This is a genomic window from Streptomyces sp. 6-11-2 (genome assembly GCF_006540305.1).
GTDB lineage: Bacteria > Actinomycetota > Actinomycetes > Streptomycetales > Streptomycetaceae > Streptomyces.
The window spans coordinates 377477-397463 of record NZ_BJOR01000001.1 but is presented as its reverse complement, the minus strand read 5'-3'; the positions used below and the strand labels follow the sequence as shown (position 1 = coordinate 397463).

The following is a 19987-nucleotide window of genomic DNA, read 5'->3' as shown; positions in this document are numbered from 1 at the left end:
GTGCCGTGCCGCTCTTTCCCGGTGAGGTGCGCGGACACGATGATGTGGCGATGACACGAAGAGTGGTGCCCGATCACTCCTGGGCCGCCCAGCCGGATCCCCTGCTGGCATTGGCCGAACGGGAGTTGACGTTCTACACCCGGTCCTGTGACCGGGCCAGGCGGCTGCACCGGGGCACGGAACTGGGCGCCCTCGCCACCACCTCGGTGACGGTCGTCGCCGCCGGTCTGCACGCACCGGCCTGGCTGACCGCGGTGATCGCGGGCGGTGCCGTGTTCTTCACCGGCATGCGGCAGCTGTTCGACCCCGGCTCCCGCTGGGTGCTCACCGCGCGGGCACGCGAGACCCTGCGCAGGGCCGTCGACCGGTATCTGCTCCTGCCCGAACCGGAACGCGACGCCGCGGCCCGGCAGACCCTGCGGACAGTGATCGAGGAGGTCGGCGCCGATGAACTGCGCGAATGGTCCGAGTCCCGGACCCGCAGTCCGGAACCGCCACTGCCGGCCCCCGGCCCCTGAGTACGACCGGAGTCCAGGCCCGACCTCGCGAGTTCCCCCGCCACCGACCGAAAGGCCATCCGTGTCCGCGACGCCCTCCCGCATCACCGCGGCCGACACCTACGACATCCGCTTCCCCGCCTCGTGCGCGCTCGACGGCTCCGACGCGATGAACCCGGACCCCGACTGCTCGGCGGCCCACGTCGTACCGCGCACGGACGCCGACGACGGACCCGAGGGCCATGCCGCCGCCCCCGATCCGGCCGCCGAACGCGCCGCGCCGGAAGCCCGCCGGCCCACCGGTCGCCTGGTCCCCGCCGGAGTCACCACGGCCGTCGCGTACTCGGCGAGCCCGCCGTCCGGTGCCACCACCGGCACCGCCCTCGCCGTCGACGGCGGCACGCGGGGCCTGCGGCCGCGCCGGGAGGCCCGGTGAGGACGCTGGGCGGGAGCGGGGTCGAGGTCAGCGCCCTCGGCTTCGGTGCCGCCGCCATCGGCAACCTCTACACCGAGGTGGACGAGGAGCAGGCACGGGCGGCCGTGGCCGCCGCCTGGGAACAGGGCATCCGCTACTTCGACACCGCCCCGCACTACGGCCTCGGCCTGTCCGAACGCCGGCTCGGCGCGGCCCTGCGCGGCCTTCCCCGGTCGGCGTACACGATCTCCACGAAGGTCGGCCGCCTGCTCGAGCCCGCGCACCCGGGCGGGAGCGACCTCGCCCACGGCTTCGCCGTGCCCGCCACCCACCGCCGGGTGTGGGACTTCAGCGCCGACGGGGTACGGCGCGGTCTGGAGGCCAGCCTCGAACGGCTCGGCCTGGACCGCGTCGACGTCGTCTACCTCCACGACCCCGACGACCACGCCGAGCAGGCCTTCCGCGAGGGCTACCCGGCGCTGGAGGAACTGCGTGCCCAGGGCGTGGTCGGAGCCATCGGGGCGGGCATGAACCAGTCGGAGATGCTGACCCGCTTCGTCCGCGACACGGACGTGGACGTGGTGCTGTGCGCCGGCCGGTACACCCTGCTCGACCAGCGCGCCCGGACGGAGCTGCTGCCCGCGGCCGCCGAGCGGGGCGTGTCCGTCGTCATCGGCGGCGCCTTCAACTCCGGCCTGCTGGCGGATCCCAGGCCCGGAGCCACGTACAACTACGCCAGCGCGCCACCGGAGTTGGTGGATCGAGCCCGGCGGATGAAGGCGGTTGCCGACCGCCACGGCCTCACCCTGCGGGGCGCGGCCCTGAGGTTCTGCGCCGACCACCCGGCCGTGGCCTCCGTCCTGGTCGGCACCCGCTCCGCCGATGAAGTCCGCGACTGCGCCGAGCAGTTCGCCACACCTGCGCCCGCCGCCTTCTGGCAGGAGCTGAGAGACACCGGCCTGCTGCCCCCGGAGGAGCCGCCACGAGGGGCGACGCCGTGACGTCGACGCCCACCACCACGTCCGGGACCTGACGGTGCGTGACCACGCCGAGGTCCTCGCCGCGGCCCGGGAGCTGATCTCGAAGACCGCCGCCGAACGCGGGGCGGTTTTCGAGGGGAGGGCGCTGTACGGACTGTGACCGGGCGGGCGCGCCTCAGCCGAGTTCGTAGTCGAACCAGATCCGGTGCGTGCCGTCCGCGTCGACCCGCAGGCCGCCGGTGCCGGTGATCCCGGCCAGCTCGCCGGTGCCGCTCGCGGGGACGACGGTGAAGAACTCGGCCGTGCGGTCGGTGCCCGTCGTCGTGGCCGAGTGGACGAAGTTGAAGGCGCCCCGCCGCTCGTGCAGGGTGCCCTCGAACGACTCCATCGCCACATACGTGCCGACTCCGGACTCCTGGTCGTACGCGGCGGTGAACAGGGTCGCCGCACGGCCGGTGATCTCGCCCTCGAAGTGCTTCTCCAGCGTGGCGACGCCGACCGGGAGGGCGGTGGAGACGTCCGGGTCCGGCTTGAGACCGGTGGGGTTGAACGACTTCACGGTGAAGGTGCCCGTAGCTCTCATGCCCGCGACCGTACCGTCCGGGTCCGACAACGGGGGGCCGGTCACGGCTCCCGGGCGCCTGCCGCCAGCCGGGTCGGCGGCAGGAAGTCCCGCACATAGGTCCGGTCCCAGCAGGCACCGGTGGCCCGCAGTTGCCGCCAGGTCGTGTAGTGGTAGCGGAAGAGCCGGGCGCGGACGTAGCGCGGGGGCTCGTCGGGCGGGAAGGGGGAGCGGCGCAGCAGCCGGAGGGTGTCGCGGTCGTTCTCCAGGAGCCGTTCCACCAGCGCGCCGAACCAGACGCCCGCGTACGCCGGGGACAGCGCGGCGAACCACATCATCCAGTCCAGGCGCAGATGGTAGGGCGCGAACTGGCGCGGCCAGTGCCGGGGATCACCGGGCTTGCCCCGGAACTCGTACTCCCGCCACTCCGCGTCCTCGTGGTCCTCGTCCCGCACCTCGTCCAGCGTGCCCTCCACCACCACCTCGTAGCGGACACGGCTGACGCTGCCGAACGCGCCGTAGGTGTTGACCAGGTGCAGCGGGTCGAAGGAGCGGTTCATGACCTGCCGGCGGGAGACCATGTTCACCACCGGGCGGTAGCTGAGGAACACCACCAGCACGGCCACGGCCAGCACCACGACCTCGTACCACAGCGGCGCGGCCGGCACGGACGGCGCGTTCCCCGGGAAGCGGACCGCGGACAGTGCCAGCACGATCGTGATCCAGTTCAGCCAGGCGAAGTTCCCGGACAGCACCAGCCACAGCTGGGTGACGATCATCAGCGCGGCGCCGGCCGTGGCGATGGGCTGCGGAGTGAACAGCAGGAACGGCACGATCAGCTGCGTGACATGGTTGGCGGCCACCTCCGCCTTGTGCAGCGGGCCCGGCAGATGGTGGAAGAACCAGCTCAGCGGGCCCGGCATGGGCTGCGTCTCGTGGTGGTAGTGCAGACAGGTCAGCTTCCGCCAGCAGGCGTCGCCGCGCAGCTTGATCAGCCCGGCGCCGAACTCGACGCGGAAGAGGATCCAGCGCAGCAGGAACAGCACGACGACGGGCGGGGCCACCTCGTCGTTGCCGAGGAAGACCGCGAGGAACCCGGTCTCCAGCAGCAGCGACTCCCACCCGAAGCCGTACCAGGTCTGCCCGACGTTGACGATCGACAGGTACAGCGCCCAGGGGACGAGCCACAGCAGCATGCCCGCCCACAGCGGCACCAGCGAGTCCGCGCCCGCGACCAGCGCCGCCGACACCGCGCACCCGGCCCAGGCGACGACCGCGAAGAGCCGGTCGGAGTAGCGCAGGTGGAACAGGCTGGGCGCCCGGGTGAACGGCACCCGCTGGAGGAAACGGGGGATCGGCAGCATGCCCCGTTCGCCGAGCAGCGCCCGGAACTGGAGGGCCGCCGTCAGGAAGGCGACGAGATACACCACGGCCAGCGCCCGCTGGAAGACCAGCCGGCTCAGCCAGTACTCGGGTGCGGTGAACCAACCCACGGTCGAGCGCTCCTCTCCTCTCGTCCTCCGGGAAAGTCACGGGCCCCGGCTACCCCACCCCCGGCTCGAAGAATCAGCCGATCCCTGGCAAGGTGTCCCCATGGCTGAACAGGGAGCCCCCGCCCTGTCGCTCCCGGAGGACTGGCCCGCCACCCCGGATCCCATTCTGGCGCTCAACGGGATGGGCACCTTCGACTGGGATTTGGACGCCGGGCTCGTACACCTGGACGCCCAGGCCCACCGGATCTTCGACCTCACCCCCGGGGAGGACGACCGCCGTCCGGGCACCGTGGGCCGGCGGCTGCTGCGGTCCGAGCGTGAGCGCCTGGACGCCCTGGTGGCCCGGGCGATGAAGGAGGGCCGCCAGAACTACGGCACCTACGTCCGCCTGCGCCTGCGCGAAGGCGGCCTGCGCTGGGCCCACGTGCAGGGCTACATCCAGCGCGACGGGACAGGCCGGCCGCGCAGGATCACCGGGATCCTCCGCGACGCCTCCGAGGAACTCGGCGACATCGCCGCCCGCGGGGAGCGGGCCGCCCACGCCGCGGCCCGGCGCAAGCAGACCAACGTCGTGGAGACCGCCACCGCCGCCCTCGCCCACGCGCGCACCGTGCAGGACGTCATCGACGTCGTCAAGGACTCCCACGGGCTGGCCCTCCTCGGTTCCAAGAGCCTGGTCCTCGGCCTGGTCGAGGCCGGCCGCATCCGGCTCGTCGCCGAGGGCCCCGAGGGCTCCTCCGTGCCCGGCACCCGCGTCACCCGGATCGACGAGCCCTACCCGATGAGCGAGGCCGTGCGCACCCTCAGCCCCCGCTTCATCGAGTCCCCCGAGGACTTCGCCGAGCGCTACCCCGTCCTGTGGCCGCACATCACCGGACTGGACATCACCTCGGCGGCCTATCTGCCGTTGATCGCCCAGGCCCGCCCGATCGGCGGCATGGGCCTGCTCTACAGCGACCGGCGGGGCTTCACCTCGGAGGAGCGCAACGTACTGATCGCCCTCGGCAGCAGCATCGCGCAGAGCCTCCAGCGGGCCATGCTCTACGAGCAGGAGAAGGACCTCGCCCAGGGCCTGCAACAGGCCATGCTGCCGCGCACCATCCCCAGCGTGCCCGGCGCCGACGTCGCCGTCCGCTACCGCTCCGGCTACGCGGGCGGCTCCCTGGGCCGGGACATCGGCGGCGACTGGTACGACCTGATCCCGCTGCCCGGCGGCCGGGTCGGCGCCGTCATCGGCGACGTCCAGGGCCACGACACGCACGCCGCCGCCGTCATGGGCCAGCTCCGTATCGTGCTGCGCGCCTACGCGGCCGAGGGCCACGCGCCGGCCACCGTGATGGCCCGCGCGTCGGTCTTCCTGCACGAACTCGACACGGAGCGCTTCGCCACCTGCCTGTACGCGGAGGCCGACCTGTCCACCGGCGTGGTCCAGCTGGTGCGGGCCGGGCACATCGACCCGCTGGTCCGGCACAACGACGGAAGCTGCCACCGGGTCGCCGTCGACGGGGGGCTGCCGCTCGGCCTGTCCGCCGAGTTCGGCAGCCTGGAGTACCCGGTCGGCACCATGGAGCTCGATCCCGGGCAGTCCCTGGTGCTGTGCACCGACGGCCTGGTCGAACAGCCCGGCGCCGACCTCGACGACGGCATGCGGGCCCTGACACGGTCCGTCGCCGCCGGACCCGGCGACGTACGGGACCTCGCGGACCGGCTGATCGCGATGGCCGAGGCGCGGGGCGGCGACGACGACGTGGCCCTGCTGGTGCTGCGCCGCCGGGTGCCGGCCGAGCGGCAGCCCGTCGGCCGGCTCCAGCAGTACGTGCCCCCCGGCGATCCCGAGGCCCTGACCCGGGCCCGGCACATGATCCGCATGGCGGTGCGGGACCGGGGCGCCGAGGAAAACGCCTACGAGGTCGAACTCGTGGCCGACGAGCTGATCACCAACGCCCTGATGCACACCGAGGGCGCCGCGATCGTCACCCTGCGGGACCTCGGCGGCTCCGACCGGCGGCTGCGGATCGAGGTCGAGGACTCCTCCAGCGCCCTGCCGCGCCGCCGCGATCCGGGAGAGGACGGCGTCTCCGGCCGGGGACTGCTGCTCGTGGACCGGCTCACCGACGTGTGGGGCGTGGAGGCGCGCGGCGGCGGCAAGTGCGTGTGGTGCGAGTTCGCGGTCCGTGATCAGAGGTGAGAGACGAGGGCCAGCCGGGAGCCGGGAGCCGGGAGCCGAGGCGTCCGGCGCACCGCATGGCGCCCCGGGCCCGCGGTGGCACTCTGGACCTATGCCGGAACTGCCCGAGGTCGAAGCGCTCAAGGACTTCCTGGCCGACCACCTGGTCGGCCACGAGATCGTGCGCGTGCTGCCCGTCGCGATCAGCGTGCTGAAGACGTACGACCCCCCGGTCACCGCCCTCGAGGGCCGCGAGGTCACCGCGGTGCACCGGCACGGCAAGTTCCTGGACCTGGGCACCGACGGCGGCCCCCACCTCGTCACCCACCTGGCCCGCGCGGGCTGGCTCCAGTGGAAGGACCGCCTGCCCGACGGCGCGCCCCGCCCCGGCAAGGGCCCGCTCGCCCTGCGCGTCGCCCTGGAGAACGGCGCGGGGTTCGACCTCACCGAGGCAGGCACGCAGAAGCGGCTCGCGGTGTACGTCGTACGGGATCCGCGGGAGGTGCCCGGTGTGGCCCGCCTCGGTCCCGACCCGCTGGCCGACGACTTCGACGAGGAGCGGTTCGCCCGGCTGCTCGCGGGGGAGCGGCGGCAGATCAAGGGCGCCCTGCGCGACCAGGGCCTGATCGCGGGTGTCGGCAACGCCTACAGCGACGAGATCCTGCACGCGGCGAAGATGTCCCCGTTCAAGCTGGCCGCCTCCCTGACGCCGCGGGAGACGCGAACCCTGTACGAGGCGCTGCGCACCACCCTGACGGAGGCGGTCGCGCGCTCCAGGGGCCTGGCGGCCGGACGGCTGAAGGCGGAGAAGAAGGGCGGCCTGCGCGTGCACGGCCGGACCGGCGAGCCCTGCCCGGTGTGCGGGGACACCATCCGCGAGGTGTCCTTCAGCGACTCCTCGCTCCAGTACTGCCCGACCTGCCAGACGGGCGGGAAACCGCTGGCCGACCGGCGCCTGTCCCGGCTGCTCAAGTGACGGCTCAGCGCGCGTCGAGGGTCACCAGGGGCTGTCCGTCCGCGGTGCGCACCTCGAAGCGGTCGATCTGGCCGGGATGCATCGTCGTGCCGCCCGCCACCGTGCTGGTCCGCGCGTCGTGCGGGGGGACGTTCCAGGTGGTCACGATCTGCTCCGACCCGTCCCGGCCGACCACGACGAGCCGGCAGGTGTGGGGGCCCGCGCCGTCCTTGACCCGCACCTCCACATCGCTGCCCCAGTCCCGGTCGGCGGCCCTGACCTCGGCCCACACGCCCGTGGTCGCGTCGGTCGCCGAGTACCGGGCGGGCCCGTCGTGGTGCCCGGCGACGGCGGCGACCGCAGGTCCGCCCACGGCGAGCACCACCGAGGCGGCCAGCCCGTAGAGGACGCGCCGGCGTCCGGCCCGGCGCCGCCGCGCCACGTCGCCGAGCAGCCGGTCCAGCAGCGCGGGGCCGGGCCGGGTCATGGGGTGCACGAAGCGCGGCGTGGCCCGCCGGTACAGCATCAGCTGCCGCGCCGTGGGTCCGAACTCGGTGACCTGCGCCGCGCAGCGAGGGCACTCCATGAGGTGGTCCTCGAAGCGGAAGGCGTCCGCCTCGTCCAGCATGCCGAGCGCGTACGCGCCGACGTCGCGATGCCGTTCCAGGGACCTCATGCCGAATCCTCGTGCCTGTGAGTGCGGGTGGGGTTACTCCTTGCTCCCACCCGTACGCACCCGGCACCGGATTCACTCAGCCACGTTCCGAATCGTAATCAAGACGTTCGGAGCCGCCGGTCCCGCGGATTGGTCGGACTCCGGGAAAGATCTAGAAGAGGTGGATGGCCAGATGCCCGAGGGGCAGTCCGAGCCGCCACGCGGGCGTCCACACCTTCGGTCCCTCGTCCTCGCCGACCACGCCCGCACCGCCCGGCACCGCGTCCAGATCGGGCGCGAGCAGCTCGGTCTCCTCCAGCCAGCGCCAGGCCGCCCCGGCCAGCGCCAGGTCCGGTGAGGGCACCCCGCGGGCGTCCGCCTCGGCCGCGAGGCAGGCCATCCGCTCGCACACCCAGTCCTGCCACGGCTGGTCGTACGCGGTCAGCGACAGCCAGGTCTCCAGCTGGGAGACCACCCGGACACGGGAGAGCTCGCCGCCGGTGTCGGAGAGGAAGATGGTGAGCGCCAGCGCGTCCCGCCCGGCGCGGAACTCGAACGACGTCGGCGGCATCAGATCGCCGGTGCGCAGCAGTTCGTCGGCGATGTACTCGGCGTACAACCAGGCCATGGGGACGGCCAGTTCGCCGCCGCCCTGGCCGTCCGTGCTCTCGTGACCTCTGTGCAGCATCCCTTCCTGCCTTCCTCCGGTGCGCGCTCCTCGCCCGACCCCGGGTCCCGGGATCATGCCCCCTGTCGGAACACGGATGAGGACAGCCGATTACTCAACAGCGGTCCACGGCAAGGCGCTTTACGGAGGTTTGACTCGGCAGTCGGTTTCACCGCAGGTCGGCCGCGTATCCCGGAAGCATCCGGCGCAGGGCGCGCAGCGCGTAGTACGCGCGGGACTTAACGGTACCGGGCGGGATGCCCAGGGTCCGGGCGGCCTCCGCCACACTGGCCCCCCGGAAGTACACCAGCACCAGGACTTCACGGTGCTCGGGAGTGAGTGTCTTCACAGCCTCCCGGACGTCGAGCGTCGCGGCGGACCGCTCGGCGTGGTCGGCGATGACCCGCGCGTTCTCCAGGTCCGCGTCCCCGACCTCGGGCGGCCGGGCCTGCCGGGCGCGGCGTGCGTCGATCGCGAGCCGGCGTGCCACGGTCAGCAGCCACGGCCGCACCGAGTCGAAGGCGTCGGCGCGCAGCGCCTCGGGGTGCTGCCAGGCGCGTACGAGCGTCTCCTGGAGCAGGTCCTCGGCGCGCTGGCGGTCGCCGTCGCACAGGCGCAGCAGCAGTGCGAAGAGCGGTCGGCCGTGCTCGCGTTGCAGTGCGGCGAGCTCGTGCTCGGCGGTCGTCGTCCCGTGCGGGAGGGTGGTTCCGGCCGTCATGGCCGTATGGCATCGCAGGGGGCCGCACGGGGACAGGGCGCGCGCACCGCTGTGCGACGGACGGTCGATCGCGTCGACGAACGGTACGACGAACGGTCCGTCAGGCCCCTTGTCGCACACGAACGGGCTAACGAAGCCCCGATACCGTTTGCGAAAGCCGTCAGATTCGTACCCATTTGTCTGTCCATACGACCGCCTTGGGGTGAACTGATGATCGCACGCAGACAGCAGGTGTCCCTGGTCGTGACGGCCCTCCTCACCGCGGCCGCCGCCTGCCAGGCCCACCAAAGGGAAGAGCAGCACCCTCCGCCCGGACGAGCCGCCCCGGCCCCGGACTCCGCGACCGCGCCCGGCGCGTTCACGCTTGTCGCCTCCGGCGGCATCCTGCCCGAGACCCCGGTGCTGGAGCGGGCCGCCTTCGACGCGGGCGGCTCGGGCCACGACTTCCGTCCGATGCTCGAAGGCGTCAAGGACATCGTCTCCCGGGCCGATCTGGCGCTGTGCCAGCTGGGTACCGTCTTCGGCGCGAACGCGCCGTACACCGGCGCCCCGAGCTACAAGACCCCGCCCGAGCTGGCGCCGTCCCTCGCCGCGGTGGGCTACGACAGCTGCGCCACCGCCTCCGAACACGCCCTGGACGACGGCGCCGACGGCGTCCGGCGCACCCTGGACGCCCTCGACGAAGCCGGGCTGCGGCACGCCGGTACGGCGCGCGCCGACAGCGAGTCACGCGGCACGCTCCTCCAGGCCGGGCGGGCCGTGGTCGCCCACCTCGCCTACACCTACGGGACGAACGAGGACCTTCCACCCGATCAGCCGTGGGCCGTCCGCGTGATCGACGAGAAGCGGATCATCGAGGACGCCAGGGCCGCCCGCCAGGCGGGTGCCGAGGTCGTGGTCGTGTCCCTGAACTGGGGCCGGGCATGGCAGGAGGCGCCCGACGCACAGCAACTGGAGCTCGCCCGGAAGCTGACCGCCTCACAATCCGGCGGCCGGCCCGACGTCGACCTGATCCTCGGCAGCCACGCCCATGTCCCACAGGCCTACGAGAAGGTCAACGGCACCTGGGTGGTCTACGGCCTCGGTGACCAGATCGCCGGCGCCACGACCGACGACAGCGGCCGACGGAACCCGCGCGCCAACCAGAGCACCCTCGCCCGCTTCACCTTCTCCCCGCCCGCCCGGCCGGGCGGGCGCTGGGAGGTGGCCCGGGCCGAGTTCGTCCCCGAGGTGTTCGACCTCGACGCCGGCCGGGTGCTGAACCTCGGCAGGGCCATCGCCCAGGGCGCCGACCTCCAGGGCGTGCGCGACCGGATCCGCACCGTGGTGCTCAGCCGGGGCGCGGCGAAGGACGGGCTCGTCATGGGGGAGTGAGGCCGGTCAGTCGACGTCCACGTGCTCGAAGAGATCGAGCATCTCCCCGAGCACGCGCAGGCAGGCCCGTACCTCGGACTCCGTCAGATCGCCCCCGACCCGGCGCAGCAGCAGGTGCTCGCGGGCCAGCACCGCGGTGATCGCCGCCCGGCCCGCGTCCGTGAGCCGGATCAGCGACGAGCGCTGGTGCGCCGGGTTCGGGACGCTGCGCACCAGGCCGCGGGCCGCCGCGTCGTTCACCATGCGCTGCACGAACTGGCGGCTGATCGCCTGTGCGCGCCCCATCTGCGGAACGGTCATCGGGCCGTGCTTGTGCAGCAGGTCGAGCACGGCCCGTACGCCGACGGACAGCCCCTCGACGGCCTCGCCCTGCTCGACCTTGCGCTGCACCCGCCGGTACAGCGGGCCCATCAGGTCGAACACCTCGGTGAGGCGGTGGCCGAGTTCGTCCGGCGGGAGTGGGGTCCCGGGACCGTCGTCGATGTCGCTGGCGATGTCGCTCATCGCACCATCATGACACCCTGGTTGCCAAACCTCCCGTGGAATGACACCCTGGTTGTCATGACTGCTGCTGCGGATCTGCGTTTCCTCCCTTCCTCCGACGGCGACCTCGCCTACCTCGACACCGGCAGCGGGGACCCCGTGGTCCTGCTCCACTCCGGCTGGGTCGACCACCGCGTCCTCGACGCCCAGATCGCGGCCCTCGCCGCCGAGTTCCGGGTCATCGCCCCGGACGTACGCGGCCACGGCTCCTCCGCCAACGCGACCGGGCCGTTCCGGTGGGCCGACGACCTCGCCGCGCTGCTGCGCCACCTCGACGCCGGCCCGGTGGTCCTCGTCGGTGTCTCGATGGGCGGCGCCATCGCCACCGACACCGTGCTGGAATACCCCGAACTGGTCCGTGGGGTGGTCGCCTGCGGCGCCACCACCAGCGAGTTCCAGTACACCGACCCGTGGGCGCGGCAGACTCAGGCCGAGTCGGCCCGCGCCCTGGGCGCCGGCGACATCGAGGGCTGGCTCGCGTCCTTCCTGCGCTTCGCGTCCGGCCCGCACCGCACCCCGGACGACATGGACCAGGACATCCTGCGCCGGCTGCGCGACATGGCCCTGCACACCCTGTCCAAGCACACCGCCGACGAGAAGAACTGGCATGTGCCCCTGACCGGCACCTGGGACCGCGTGCCGAAGATCGGCGTCCCCGTGCTCATCGTCAACGGCGCCCTCGAAGTACCCGACCTCCTCGCCGAGGCCGAACGCTTCGCCCGCACCGTCCCCGACGGCCGCTCCGTGACGATCGAGGGCACCGCCCACTACCCGAACCTGGAGAAGCCGGAGGAGTTCAACGAGATCGTCGCCGGCTTCGTCCGCGCCCTCCCGGCCCGCTGAACGCCGCCGCGGCCCCCGGCCCGGCGGGCCCTAACGCCGGGCCAGTTCCGAGCGCTTGTACGAGTACCCGAAGTAGACCACGCACCCGATCAGGAACCACACGGCGAACCGCACCCAGGTCTCCCACTTCAGGAACGTGATCAGCCAGAGCGAGAAGACCACACCCAGCGCCGGCACGAACGGCATCCACGGCGTACGGAAGCCGCGCGGCAGGTCCGGCTGCCGGTAGCGCAGCACGATCACCGCCGTGCACACCACCACGAACGCCAGCAGGATGCCGATGTTGGTCAGTTCGGCCGCCTCCGCGATCGGCAGGAACCCCGCGATGACGGCCGACGCCACGCCGACGATCCATGTCACCCGCGTCGGCACGTGCCGCGTGGGGTGCGTCTTCGCGAACCACTTGGGCAGCAGCCCGTCCCGGGACATGGCGAACCAGACCCGGGTGACCCCCAGCATGAACGTGAACATGACAGTAAGAATGCCGATGATCGCGCCCACCGCGATCACGTCCGCCAGCCGGCTCAGCCCCACCGACTTGAACGCGGTGGAGAAGCCGCTCTCCTTGTTGATGTCCTTGTAGTTCTGCATGCCGGTCAGCACCAGACACGCCGCCACGTACAGCACCATCGCGATCGCCAGCGAGTAGATGATCGCCTTCGGCATGTGCCGCTGCGCGTCCTTGGACTCCTCGGCCGCCGTCGACATCGCGTCGTAGCCGAAGACCGCGAAGAACACCGTCGCCGCACCCGTGAACGCCCCGCCGACCCCGTAGGGGAAGAACGGGTGGTAGTGGGCCGTGTTGATGTGGAAGACGCCAACCACGATCACCACCAGCACGACCAGCACCTTCAGCCCCACCACGATCGTCTCGAAGCGGGCCGCGCTGCGGATGCCGAGGTTCAGCAGCCAGGCGATCAGCAGGCACAGGACCGCCGCGAACAGGTCGACCTTGTGCCCGGCGCCGGTGCCGGGCGCGCCCAGCATCCAGGCGGGCAGATGCGCGCCCATGTCCCCGACCAGGAAGCTGAAGTAGCCGGAGATGCCGATCGCGACCACCGCCACGATCGCCGTGTACTCCAGGAGCAGGTCCCAGCCGATGAACCAGCCGGCGAACTCGCCGAGCACCGCGTAGCCGTAGGTGTAGGCCGAGCCCGCCTTCGGGATCAGGCCCGCGAACTCGGCGTACGACAGGGCCGCCGCCGCGCTGGCGACACCGGCGACGAGAAAGGACACCAGCACCGCGGGACCCGCCGTACCGTTGGCCACCGTGCCGGCGAGAGTGAAGATGCCCGCCCCGATGATGCCGCCGACGCCGATCGCGGTCAGCTGCCACAAGCCGAGTGATCGCTCCAGCCGTGGTCCCTCGGCGGCTTCCGTCTCCTCGATGTGTTCGATGGGCTTACGACGGAGAATGCCCTCACCCATCCGGAGCCCGGCCATGCGTCTCACCTCTTCACGGACGGCAAACGGCTGACGGCGGATCATGATGGCCCAGCACCGCCGGGTACGGAAGACGCCACGCACGGTCCGGGTGGCGGCCCCCGGCCGCCGGCCGCGGGGTCCGAACGCCGGGAACGGGCCCTACGGAACCACCGTCACCGGCCAGCGTCCCGCCTTCACCAGGCGGATCGCGACCGAGCCGATGATCCGGTGGCCGGCCTGCTCGGAGGCACCCACCACCACCGCGTCCGCCCGCAGCTCGTCGGCGGCCTTCACCAGACCGTTGTACGGGTCGCCGGGGAAGGTGTGGAACTCCCAGCGGACCTCGAATATCCCCTTCAGCCGCTCCGTGGACTCCCGGATGTACTGCACGAGGTCCTCGGCGATCTCGTCCGTCGTCTCCGCCACCGGCGCCCCGAGCGCCGCACCCGCCGTCATCACCGGCTGCACGTACACGAGGGCCAGCAGCGCGCCCTGCCGGCGGGCGAGGCCGGCGGCGTACGCGGCGGCCCGCATCGAGGAGTCGGAGCCGTCCACGCCGGCGACGATGACCTTCGGCCCGTCCGTGCCCCGCTCGAACCGGTGCGCGTGCCGCTCGTGCTGCTCGTGCTGTTCCGTCACATGTGCGAGGCTATCGGAATCCCCGGTTCCCAACGCCGCGCGGGTCAGCTCTCGACGGGCGCCCCGCGCGCCCGGTTCCTACAGTCGGAACCATGAGCGCCACCACGTCAGAGCCATGACCGCCGCCACCGGTGCAGCCCCCTCCCGGGGCGCCGCCGACCCCGCCCGGACGCCGCGGAGGAAGGGCCTCCTCAGCAGGGTGCCGCAAGGCTTCGCCACCTTCTTCGGCGCTCTGGCCCTGCTGTGCGCGCTGCTGGACCTCATCGCCCCGCTGCGGGTCCTGCTCCACCCCGTCGTCCGCGTCCTGGACCTGCTCCTCGTCCCGGTCAGCGTCAACCTCGCCTACGCCGTCTTCCTCGTCCTGCTGGCCGGCGCGACCGCCGCGCGCAAGAAGGTCGCCTGGTGGCTGGTCGTCGGCTATCTGGGCCTGGTGATCCTCGGCGACGTACTCGGCCTCGCGGCCGGCGAGTACGCCGAGTCGGCACCGTCCCTCGTGCTGTGCGGCCTGGCGCTGGTGCTGCTGATCACGGCCAGAGGCGAGTTCTACGCCGCCTCCCGCCGCGGCTCCTGGTGGCGGGCGCTGGCCGTGCTGGTCGCCGGACTCGCCGTGGCCGTCCTGGCCGGCTGGGGCCTGGTCGCGCTCTTCCCCGGCACCCTGCCCTCCGGCCTGCACCTGGCGTGGTCCGCCAACCGGGTCATGGGCGGACTGATCTCCACCCGCGACTTCGACGGCCACCCGCCGCGCCCGGTGACCTTCCTGCTCGGCCTGTTCGGAGCGCTCGCCCTGCTCAACGCCGCCGCCACACTGTTCCGTTCGCAGCGCCTGGAGGCGGCCCTGCACGGCGACGAGGAACCCCGCATCCGCGCCCTGCTCAAGGCCTACGGCGAGGACGACTCCCTCGGCTACTTCGCCACCCGCCGCGACAAGGCCGTCGTCTTCTCGCCCAGCGGCAAGGCCGCCGTCACCTACCGCGTCGAGACCGGTGTGTGCCTGGCCAGCGGCGACCCCGTCGGAGACCGCGAGGCCTGGCCGCACGCCATCGCCGCCTGGCTGGACGCGGCCCGCCGCTACGCCTGGGCACCCGCCGTCATGGGCGCGTCCGAGGAGGGCGCCCGGGCCTACGCCCGCGCCGGACTCGGCGCCCTCCAACTCGGCGACGAGGCGATCGTGCACGTCGCCGGCTTCGACCTCGACGGCCGGGACATGCGCGTGACCCGGCAGGCGGTGCGCCGCGTCCGCCGCACCGGCGCCACCTGCCGCATCCGCCGGCACGCCACCCTCACCGACGCCGAGATGGAGGAGATCGTCGACAAGGCCGACGCCTGGCGCGACACCGAGACCGAGCGCGGCTTCTCGATGGCGCTGGACCGCCTGGGCGACCCGGCCGACGGCGACTGCCTCCTGGTCGAGGCCCTCGACGCGGAGGGCCGGCTGCTCGCACTGCTGTCCTTCGTGCCCTGGGGCCGCGACGGCGCCTCCCTGGACCTGATGCGCCGGGACCGCGCCGCACCCAACGGCGTCATGGAGTACATGGTCGCCGAACTCTGCGCCGCCGCCCCGAAGCTCGGCGTACGCCGCATCTCGCTGAACTTCGCGGTGTTCCGCTCGGTGTTCGAGGAGGGTGCCCGCATCGGAGCCGGACCCGTGCTGCGGCTGTGGCGCGGCCTGCTGCTGTTCTTCTCCCGCTGGTGGCAGCTGGAGGCCCTGTACCGGTCCAACGCCAAGTACCACCCCGAGTGGTACCCGCGTTTCATCTGCTACGGCGAGACCGCCTCCCTGGCCCGCATCGGCCTGGCCTCCGGCATCGCCGAGGGCTTCGTCGCCGTACCCTCGCTGCGCAAGCTCTGGGGCAAGGGCCACCCGGCCCATCCCGCCACCGGACCGCGCCCGGCCACCACCGAGGGCCTGCCCCCGCTGACGGCGCTCGGACTCGACGAGGAGGCCCGGGCCGAAGCCGGCGGTCCGCTCGCTGGCCTGCCCGAGCAGGTCCGCGTCCGGCACGCCAGGCTCGACCGGCTGCGCGCGGCCGGCACCGACCCCTACCCGGTCGGGACGAAGGCCCGCACCCGCACCCTCGCCGAGGTCCGCGAAGGGGAGCAGCTCACCGTGGCCGGCCGGATCCTGCTCGTCCGGGACTTCGGCGGCATCGTCTTCGTCGTGCTGCGGGACTGGTCCGGCGACCACCAACTCGCCCTCACCCGCGACCGGACCGGGCCGGCCGCCCTGAAGCGCTTCACCGCCGACACCGACATCGGCGACCACATCACCGCCACCGGCCGGGCGGGACGGAGCGACAGGGGCGAGCCGACCGTCTTCGTCACCTCCTGGCGCCTGCTCGGCAAGTGCCTGCGCCCGCTGCCCGACAAACGCCGGGGGCTGACCGACCCCGAGACCAAGGTGCGCCTGCGCTACCTCGACCTGGTCACCAGCCCCGAGGCCCGCGAGGTCGTCCGCCTCCGCTCCACCGCCGTACAGGGCCTGCGCCAGGGGCTGCTGGACCGCGGCTTCCTCGAAGTCGAGACGCCGATGCTCCAGCAGATCCACGGCGGCGCCAACGCCCGCCCGTTCACCACCCACATCAACGCCTACGACCTCGACATGTACCTGCGCATCGCACCCGAGCTGTACCTGAAGCGCCTGTGCGTCGGCGGTCTGGAGAAGGTCTTCGAGATGGGCCGAACCTTCCGCAACGAGGGCGTCTCCCACAAGCACAACCCCGAGTTCACGATGCTGGAGGCCTACCAGGCCTACGCCGACTACGACGTCATGCTCGACCTCGCCCGCGAGCTGATCCAGGGCGCCGCCACCGCCGCCTTCGGCCGACCGGTCGCCCACCGGAACGGCATCGGGTACGACATCTCCGGGCCCTGGCCGGTCAAGACCGTGCATGGCGCGATCTCCGAGGCGCTCGGGGAGGAGATCGGCCCCGGCACCGGCCCGGAGGCACTGCGCCGGCACTGCGACCGCGCCGGCGTGCCGTACACCGCGGACGACACCCCCGGCGAGATCGTCCTGGAGATGTACGAGCGGCTGGTGGAGGAGCGGACCGGGCCACCTGTCTTCTACAAGGACTTCCCGACCGAGGTCTCCCCGCTCACCCGGCAGCACCGCACCGACCCGCGGCTCGCCGAACGCTGGGACCTCGTGGCCTTCGGCACCGAACTGGGCACCGCCTACTCCGAGCTCACCGACCCCGTCGAACAGCGCCGCCGGCTGACCGCCCAGTCCCTGCTCGCCGCCGGGGGAGACCCCGAGGCGATGGAACTGGACGAGGACTTCCTCGACGCCCTCGAGTACGCCATGCCGCCCACCGGCGGCCTCGGCCTCGGCGTCGACCGGCTGATCATGTTCCTCACCGGCCTGACGATCCGTGAGACGCTGCCGTTCCCCCTCGTACGCCGCCGCTGAGGCACCGCGCACAACTGCCGCCGGGCGCTGGGCCGGGCGGGTGCTTTCGTGGCACCGTGCCGGTGGAGAGGCGGAAGGCCCGGACACTGATGAGTCATGCAGAAGGATCAGTTGCTCACGCGACGCCGGGCGTTGTTCGCCGGGGCCGTCGCCCTCGGAGCGGCGGGAGCGGCCGGCACGGCCGGTCTGCTGCTCTCCGGTTCCTCCGACACTCCGGTACCGCCCGCCCCCGCCGCGGGCCCCGAGGCGCGCGTCGCCCTCAACTCCTCCGCCTACCGTCTGCGGCCCCTGGCCGGTGACGTCCCGCAGCGGGCCGCGCCGCTGCCCGCCAAGGTGCGGACCACGCCGATCCTGCGTTTCTCCGGCCGTGGCGACACGATGATGCTGTCGTTCGACGACGGACCCCACCCCGATTTCACCCCGCACGTCCTGGACACCCTGGCCAAGTACGACGTCCGGGCGACGTTCATGGTCTGCGGGGAGATGGCCGACTGGAACCGGGACCTGCTGGCCCGGATGGCCGACGAGGGACACGTCGTCGGCAACCACACCTGGAGCCACCCGCTGCTCACCCGCCTCGGCCGCCGCGGCATCCGCGCCGAGATCGAGCGCACCAGCGACCTCATCGAAAAGGCCTACGGCGAGCGGCCGTTGTGGTTCCGTGCCCCCTACGGTGCCTGGAACCGCGACGTGTTCCGGATCAACGCCGACCTGGGCATGGAACCGCTGGCCTGGAGCGTCGACAGCCTCGACTGGACCGCCCCCGGCACCGGCGTCATCGTGCGCCGGATCGAGCACGGCGCCGCCCCCGGGGTCGTGGTGCTCTCCCACGACGCCGGGGGCGACCGCTCGCAGACCGTCCGCGCGCTGCGCGACTACCTTCCCAAGCTCCTCGACGAAGGGCACCACTTCACCGTGCCGCGCCGGGAGTACACCTGAGCCGGGCCGCGCGCACGGCCCGGCGCCCGCCGGGCCGGGGTCCGCTCAGCGGACCTCGACCAGGCGGGCGAACACGACGACGTTCCCCTGATATCCGTTCTGCTTCGTGTAACCGCCGCCGCAGGTGATGACCCGCAGTTCCGGCGTGCCCTTCGAGCCGTACACACGGTCTCCGGGGAAATCGTTCTTCGCGAACACCTCGACGCCGTACACCTCGAATACGGCGGTTTTCCCGTCCTGGCGGTTGATTTCGACGCGGTTTCCCTTCTGCAGGGCGCCGAGTCCGTAGAACACGGCGGGTCCCGCATCGTTGTCTACATGGCCGACGACGACCGAAGTGCCCTTTTCCCCGGGCGTGACCGCGCCGTTGAACCAGCCGGCCAGATTCGGGTCCGCGGGCGGCGGCGCGGCGACCCAGCCGTCGGAGTCCACACCGACCGGGGTGATGGGCGCGTCGATCTGGAGGACGGGGATCCTGACCCGGTCGGGCACCGAGCGCGACAGGGGCTGCAGGATCCCGCCCGAGGGGAGCGGCGTGTGCCTGATGTCCGGCGCCGCCGCCGTCGCGGGCTGGGGCGGGCCGACGTCGAACTCCCCGGAGCCGTTGCGGATCAGGGCGAGTCCGGTCAGCAGGGCAAGCGCTATCACGCCCCACGGTGCGCGCTTCCTCGGTCGCTCCCGCTCCTCCTCGACGAATCCGGTCAGCTCTCTCGCAGGCATTCGGCATCCCCTCTCGACACGGCCGTCGCCGCGTCAATAGCGCATGCGAGAAACGCTAAGTCCAGCGCGCGCGACCGGCGACGGGACGCACGCGAACGGGTGGCGGCGATATTTTGCCGTGCGCCATCCGAGGCGGTCCGGAAGGGGCATTTCTGACGGTCCGTGACCTGCGCCGATATTCAATGGGGTGAAAGTCCTGGTGGATTCGCTCACCGAGACGGACCAGCCCCGAAATGCGCCCGCGTGGAGCGCGTCCGAGGGTCGGTTGCGGGAGGTGCTTTCTCACCGATCGACCGGGTACGGGTCCCCGGGGCACCTTCCGCGGAGGATCACATGCGTACTACTCGTACCCCTAAAGCCCGCTCGGCCCCCTCCGCCTCCTTGGTGGTGCTGGCCGCGGCGGTCGCCGCGGTCGGGCTCGCCGCCCCGGCGGCCGGGGCGAAGGGCAGCGAAGTCCTCGGCATCACACGGGACGGCGGCGTGGGCGGGGGCCAGGGAGGCGGTGCAGGTGGAGGTCCCGGAGTGGGGCCGGGAGGAGGCACGGTAGTGGGACCGGGAGGAGGCACGGTAGTGGGACCGGGGGTCGGGACGGGTGTGGTCCCGGGGTTCGGGACGGGTGTGGTCCCGGGGTTCGGGACGGGTGTGGTCCCGGGGTTCGGGACGGGAGTGGGTCCGGGGTTCGGACCGGGAGTAGGACCTGGATTCGGGACGGGAGTGGGTCCGGGGTTCGGGACGGGAGTAGGACCTGGATTCGGATTCGGTCCTGTAGGGGGCGGTCGGGGGGACCGGTTCGGTGAGTTCCGTGGCTTCGGTGAGTTCCGTGGTGGCGGTCGGGGGGACCGGTTCGGTGAGTTCCGCGGGTTCGGTGAGTTCCGTGGTGGCGGTCGGGGGGACCGGTTCGGTGAGTTCCGCGGGTTCGGTGAGTTCCGTGGTGGTGGTCGGGGGGACCGGTTCGGCGAGTTCCCCGGTGTCGGCGTTGGCGTTGG

17 protein-coding genes and 2 pseudogenes are annotated in these 19987 nt (G+C 72.4%); 10 read left to right on the top strand and 9 right to left on the bottom strand.

Going from position 1 to position 19987, the window contains the following annotated elements; all coding sequences use genetic code 11:
- Positions 1 to 50 precede the first annotated feature (50 nt).
- The 4 genes and pseudogenes from TNCT6_RS01960 to TNCT6_RS01950 all read left to right on the top strand — a co-directional run bounded on the left by TNCT6_RS01960 (position 51) and on the right by TNCT6_RS01950 (position 1913).
- Positions 51 to 518, top strand: coding sequence for a DUF4231 domain-containing protein (locus TNCT6_RS01960; RefSeq protein ID WP_141355943.1), 468 nt, complete (start codon positions 51 to 53; stop codon positions 516 to 518).
- A 61-nt stretch (positions 519 to 579) separates the two neighbouring features.
- Positions 580 to 741: pseudogene (locus TNCT6_RS39700) on the top strand (fuconate dehydratase); the annotation flags it as partial.
- A 3-nt stretch (positions 742 to 744) separates the two neighbouring features.
- Positions 745 to 933, top strand: a pseudogene (locus TNCT6_RS39695) (short-chain dehydrogenase); the annotation flags it as partial.
- On the top strand, positions 930 to 1913 hold the full coding sequence (locus tag TNCT6_RS01950) for an aldo/keto reductase (RefSeq protein WP_141355939.1): 984 nt from the start codon (positions 930 to 932) through the stop codon (positions 1911 to 1913). The pseudogene TNCT6_RS39695 and the gene TNCT6_RS01950, both read left to right, overlap by 4 nt.
- Positions 1914 to 2067: 154 nt before the next feature.
- Here the strand turns inward: TNCT6_RS01950 and TNCT6_RS01945 are convergent, their stop codons facing one another.
- Positions 2068 to 2475 carry a DUF3224 domain-containing protein gene (locus TNCT6_RS01945; RefSeq protein WP_141355937.1) on the bottom strand — a complete coding sequence of 136 codons (408 nt, stop codon included), beginning with the start codon at positions 2473 to 2475 and terminating at the stop codon, positions 2068 to 2070.
- Between the two features lie 41 nt (positions 2476 to 2516).
- Positions 2517 to 3947 carry a lipase maturation factor family protein gene (locus TNCT6_RS01940; protein ID WP_141355935.1) on the bottom strand — a complete coding sequence of 477 codons (1431 nt, stop codon included), beginning with the start codon at positions 3945 to 3947 and terminating at the stop codon, positions 2517 to 2519.
- Positions 3948 to 4047: 100 nt separating this feature from the next.
- On the opposite strand from TNCT6_RS01940, the gene TNCT6_RS01935 reads away from it, so the two are divergent.
- Together TNCT6_RS01935 and TNCT6_RS01930 are read left to right on the top strand one after the other, a co-directional pair.
- Positions 4048 to 6135 (top strand): SpoIIE family protein phosphatase, encoded by a 2088-nt coding sequence (locus TNCT6_RS01935; protein ID WP_141355933.1) that lies wholly within the window; start codon positions 4048 to 4050, stop codon positions 6133 to 6135.
- A gap of 91 nt (positions 6136 to 6226) precedes the next feature.
- Entirely contained in the window at positions 6227 to 7090 is an 864-nt protein-coding gene (locus TNCT6_RS01930) for an Fpg/Nei family DNA glycosylase (RefSeq protein ID WP_141355931.1), read from the top strand.
- A gap of 4 nt (positions 7091 to 7094) precedes the next feature.
- Here TNCT6_RS01930 and TNCT6_RS01925 read toward each other — a convergent pair whose 3' ends face one another.
- The 3 genes from TNCT6_RS01925 to TNCT6_RS01915 all read right to left on the bottom strand — a co-directional run bounded on the left by TNCT6_RS01925 (position 7095) and on the right by TNCT6_RS01915 (position 9109).
- Positions 7095 to 7745 carry an anti-sigma factor gene (locus TNCT6_RS01925; protein WP_141355929.1) on the bottom strand — a complete coding sequence of 217 codons (651 nt, stop codon included), beginning with the start codon at positions 7743 to 7745 and terminating at the stop codon, positions 7095 to 7097.
- 151 nt (positions 7746 to 7896) lie between these two features.
- Positions 7897 to 8412, bottom strand: coding sequence for a hypothetical protein (locus TNCT6_RS01920; protein ID WP_141355927.1), 516 nt, complete (start codon positions 8410 to 8412; stop codon positions 7897 to 7899).
- 148 nt (positions 8413 to 8560) lie between these two features.
- A complete protein-coding gene (locus TNCT6_RS01915) occupies positions 8561 to 9109 on the bottom strand; it encodes a sigma-70 family RNA polymerase sigma factor (RefSeq protein WP_141355925.1) in 549 nt (182 codons plus the stop codon).
- Between the two features lie 210 nt (positions 9110 to 9319).
- Between TNCT6_RS01915 and TNCT6_RS01910 the strand changes: the two genes are divergently transcribed.
- Positions 9320 to 10483: a CapA family protein gene (locus TNCT6_RS01910; protein WP_141355923.1), complete on the top strand. Its 1164-nt coding sequence runs from the start codon at positions 9320 to 9322 to the stop codon at positions 10481 to 10483.
- A 6-nt stretch (positions 10484 to 10489) separates the two neighbouring features.
- On the opposite strand, the gene TNCT6_RS01905 is transcribed toward TNCT6_RS01910, so the two are convergent.
- Complete coding sequence (locus TNCT6_RS01905) at positions 10490 to 10987, bottom strand: MarR family winged helix-turn-helix transcriptional regulator (RefSeq protein ID WP_141355921.1); 498 nt, start codon at positions 10985 to 10987, stop codon at positions 10490 to 10492.
- 57 nt (positions 10988 to 11044) lie between these two features.
- Here TNCT6_RS01905 and TNCT6_RS01900 point away from each other — a divergent pair, with 57 nt between their 5' ends.
- A complete protein-coding gene (locus TNCT6_RS01900; RefSeq protein ID WP_172632772.1) occupies positions 11045 to 11869 on the top strand; it encodes an alpha/beta fold hydrolase in 825 nt (274 codons plus the stop codon).
- A 30-nt stretch (positions 11870 to 11899) separates the two neighbouring features.
- Here TNCT6_RS01900 and TNCT6_RS01895 read toward each other — a convergent pair whose 3' ends face one another.
- The gene (locus TNCT6_RS01895) at positions 11900 to 13312 is read right to left on the bottom strand and encodes an amino acid permease (RefSeq protein ID WP_141355917.1); all 1413 of its coding nucleotides are present in this window, start codon (positions 13310 to 13312) and stop codon (positions 11900 to 11902) included.
- A 141-nt stretch (positions 13313 to 13453) separates the two neighbouring features.
- Positions 13454 to 13933, bottom strand: coding sequence for a universal stress protein (locus TNCT6_RS01890; RefSeq protein WP_141355915.1), 480 nt, complete (start codon positions 13931 to 13933; stop codon positions 13454 to 13456).
- 115 nt (positions 13934 to 14048) lie between these two features.
- On the opposite strand from TNCT6_RS01890, the gene lysX reads away from it, so the two are divergent.
- Together lysX and TNCT6_RS01880 are read left to right on the top strand one after the other, a co-directional pair.
- Positions 14049 to 17342, top strand: coding sequence for a bifunctional lysylphosphatidylglycerol synthetase/lysine--tRNA ligase LysX (gene lysX / locus TNCT6_RS01885; RefSeq protein WP_141355913.1), 3294 nt, complete (start codon positions 14049 to 14051; stop codon positions 17340 to 17342).
- Between the two features lie 96 nt (positions 17343 to 17438).
- Positions 17439 to 18281 (top strand): polysaccharide deacetylase family protein, encoded by an 843-nt coding sequence (locus tag TNCT6_RS01880; RefSeq protein WP_141355911.1) that lies wholly within the window; start codon positions 17439 to 17441, stop codon positions 18279 to 18281.
- A gap of 45 nt (positions 18282 to 18326) precedes the next feature.
- On the opposite strand, the gene TNCT6_RS01875 is transcribed toward TNCT6_RS01880, so the two are convergent.
- Positions 18327 to 19001, bottom strand: coding sequence for a class F sortase (locus TNCT6_RS01875; RefSeq protein ID WP_141355909.1), 675 nt, complete (start codon positions 18999 to 19001; stop codon positions 18327 to 18329).
- Between the last annotated feature and the right edge of the window lie 986 nt (positions 19002 to 19987).

Coding starts and splice junctions, on each gene's coding strand:
- TNCT6_RS01875 (WP_141355909.1), bottom strand. CDS start 19,001: ATGCCTGCGAGAGAGCTGACCGGATTCGTCGAGGAGGAGCGGGAGCGA.
- TNCT6_RS01880 (WP_141355911.1), top strand. CDS start 17,439: ATGCAGAAGGATCAGTTGCTCACGCGACGCCGGGCGTTGTTCGCCGGG.
- TNCT6_RS01910 (WP_141355923.1), top strand. CDS start 9,320: ATGATCGCACGCAGACAGCAGGTGTCCCTGGTCGTGACGGCCCTCCTC.
- TNCT6_RS01915 (WP_141355925.1), bottom strand. CDS start 9,109: ATGACGGCCGGAACCACCCTCCCGCACGGGACGACGACCGCCGAGCAC.
- TNCT6_RS01895 (WP_141355917.1), bottom strand. CDS start 13,312: ATGGCCGGGCTCCGGATGGGTGAGGGCATTCTCCGTCGTAAGCCCATC.
- TNCT6_RS01960 (WP_141355943.1), top strand. CDS start 51: ATGACACGAAGAGTGGTGCCCGATCACTCCTGGGCCGCCCAGCCGGAT.
- lysX (WP_141355913.1), top strand. CDS start 14,049: ATGACCGCCGCCACCGGTGCAGCCCCCTCCCGGGGCGCCGCCGACCCC.
- TNCT6_RS01945 (WP_141355937.1), bottom strand. CDS start 2,475: ATGAGAGCTACGGGCACCTTCACCGTGAAGTCGTTCAACCCCACCGGT.
- TNCT6_RS01925 (WP_141355929.1), bottom strand. CDS start 7,745: ATGAGGTCCCTGGAACGGCATCGCGACGTCGGCGCGTACGCGCTCGGC.
- TNCT6_RS01935 (WP_141355933.1), top strand. CDS start 4,048: ATGGCTGAACAGGGAGCCCCCGCCCTGTCGCTCCCGGAGGACTGGCCC.
- TNCT6_RS01920 (WP_141355927.1), bottom strand. CDS start 8,412: ATGCTGCACAGAGGTCACGAGAGCACGGACGGCCAGGGCGGCGGCGAA.
- TNCT6_RS01930 (WP_141355931.1), top strand. CDS start 6,227: ATGCCGGAACTGCCCGAGGTCGAAGCGCTCAAGGACTTCCTGGCCGAC.
- TNCT6_RS01900 (WP_172632772.1), top strand. CDS start 11,045: ATGACTGCTGCTGCGGATCTGCGTTTCCTCCCTTCCTCCGACGGCGAC.
- TNCT6_RS01905 (WP_141355921.1), bottom strand. CDS start 10,987: ATGAGCGACATCGCCAGCGACATCGACGACGGTCCCGGGACCCCACTC.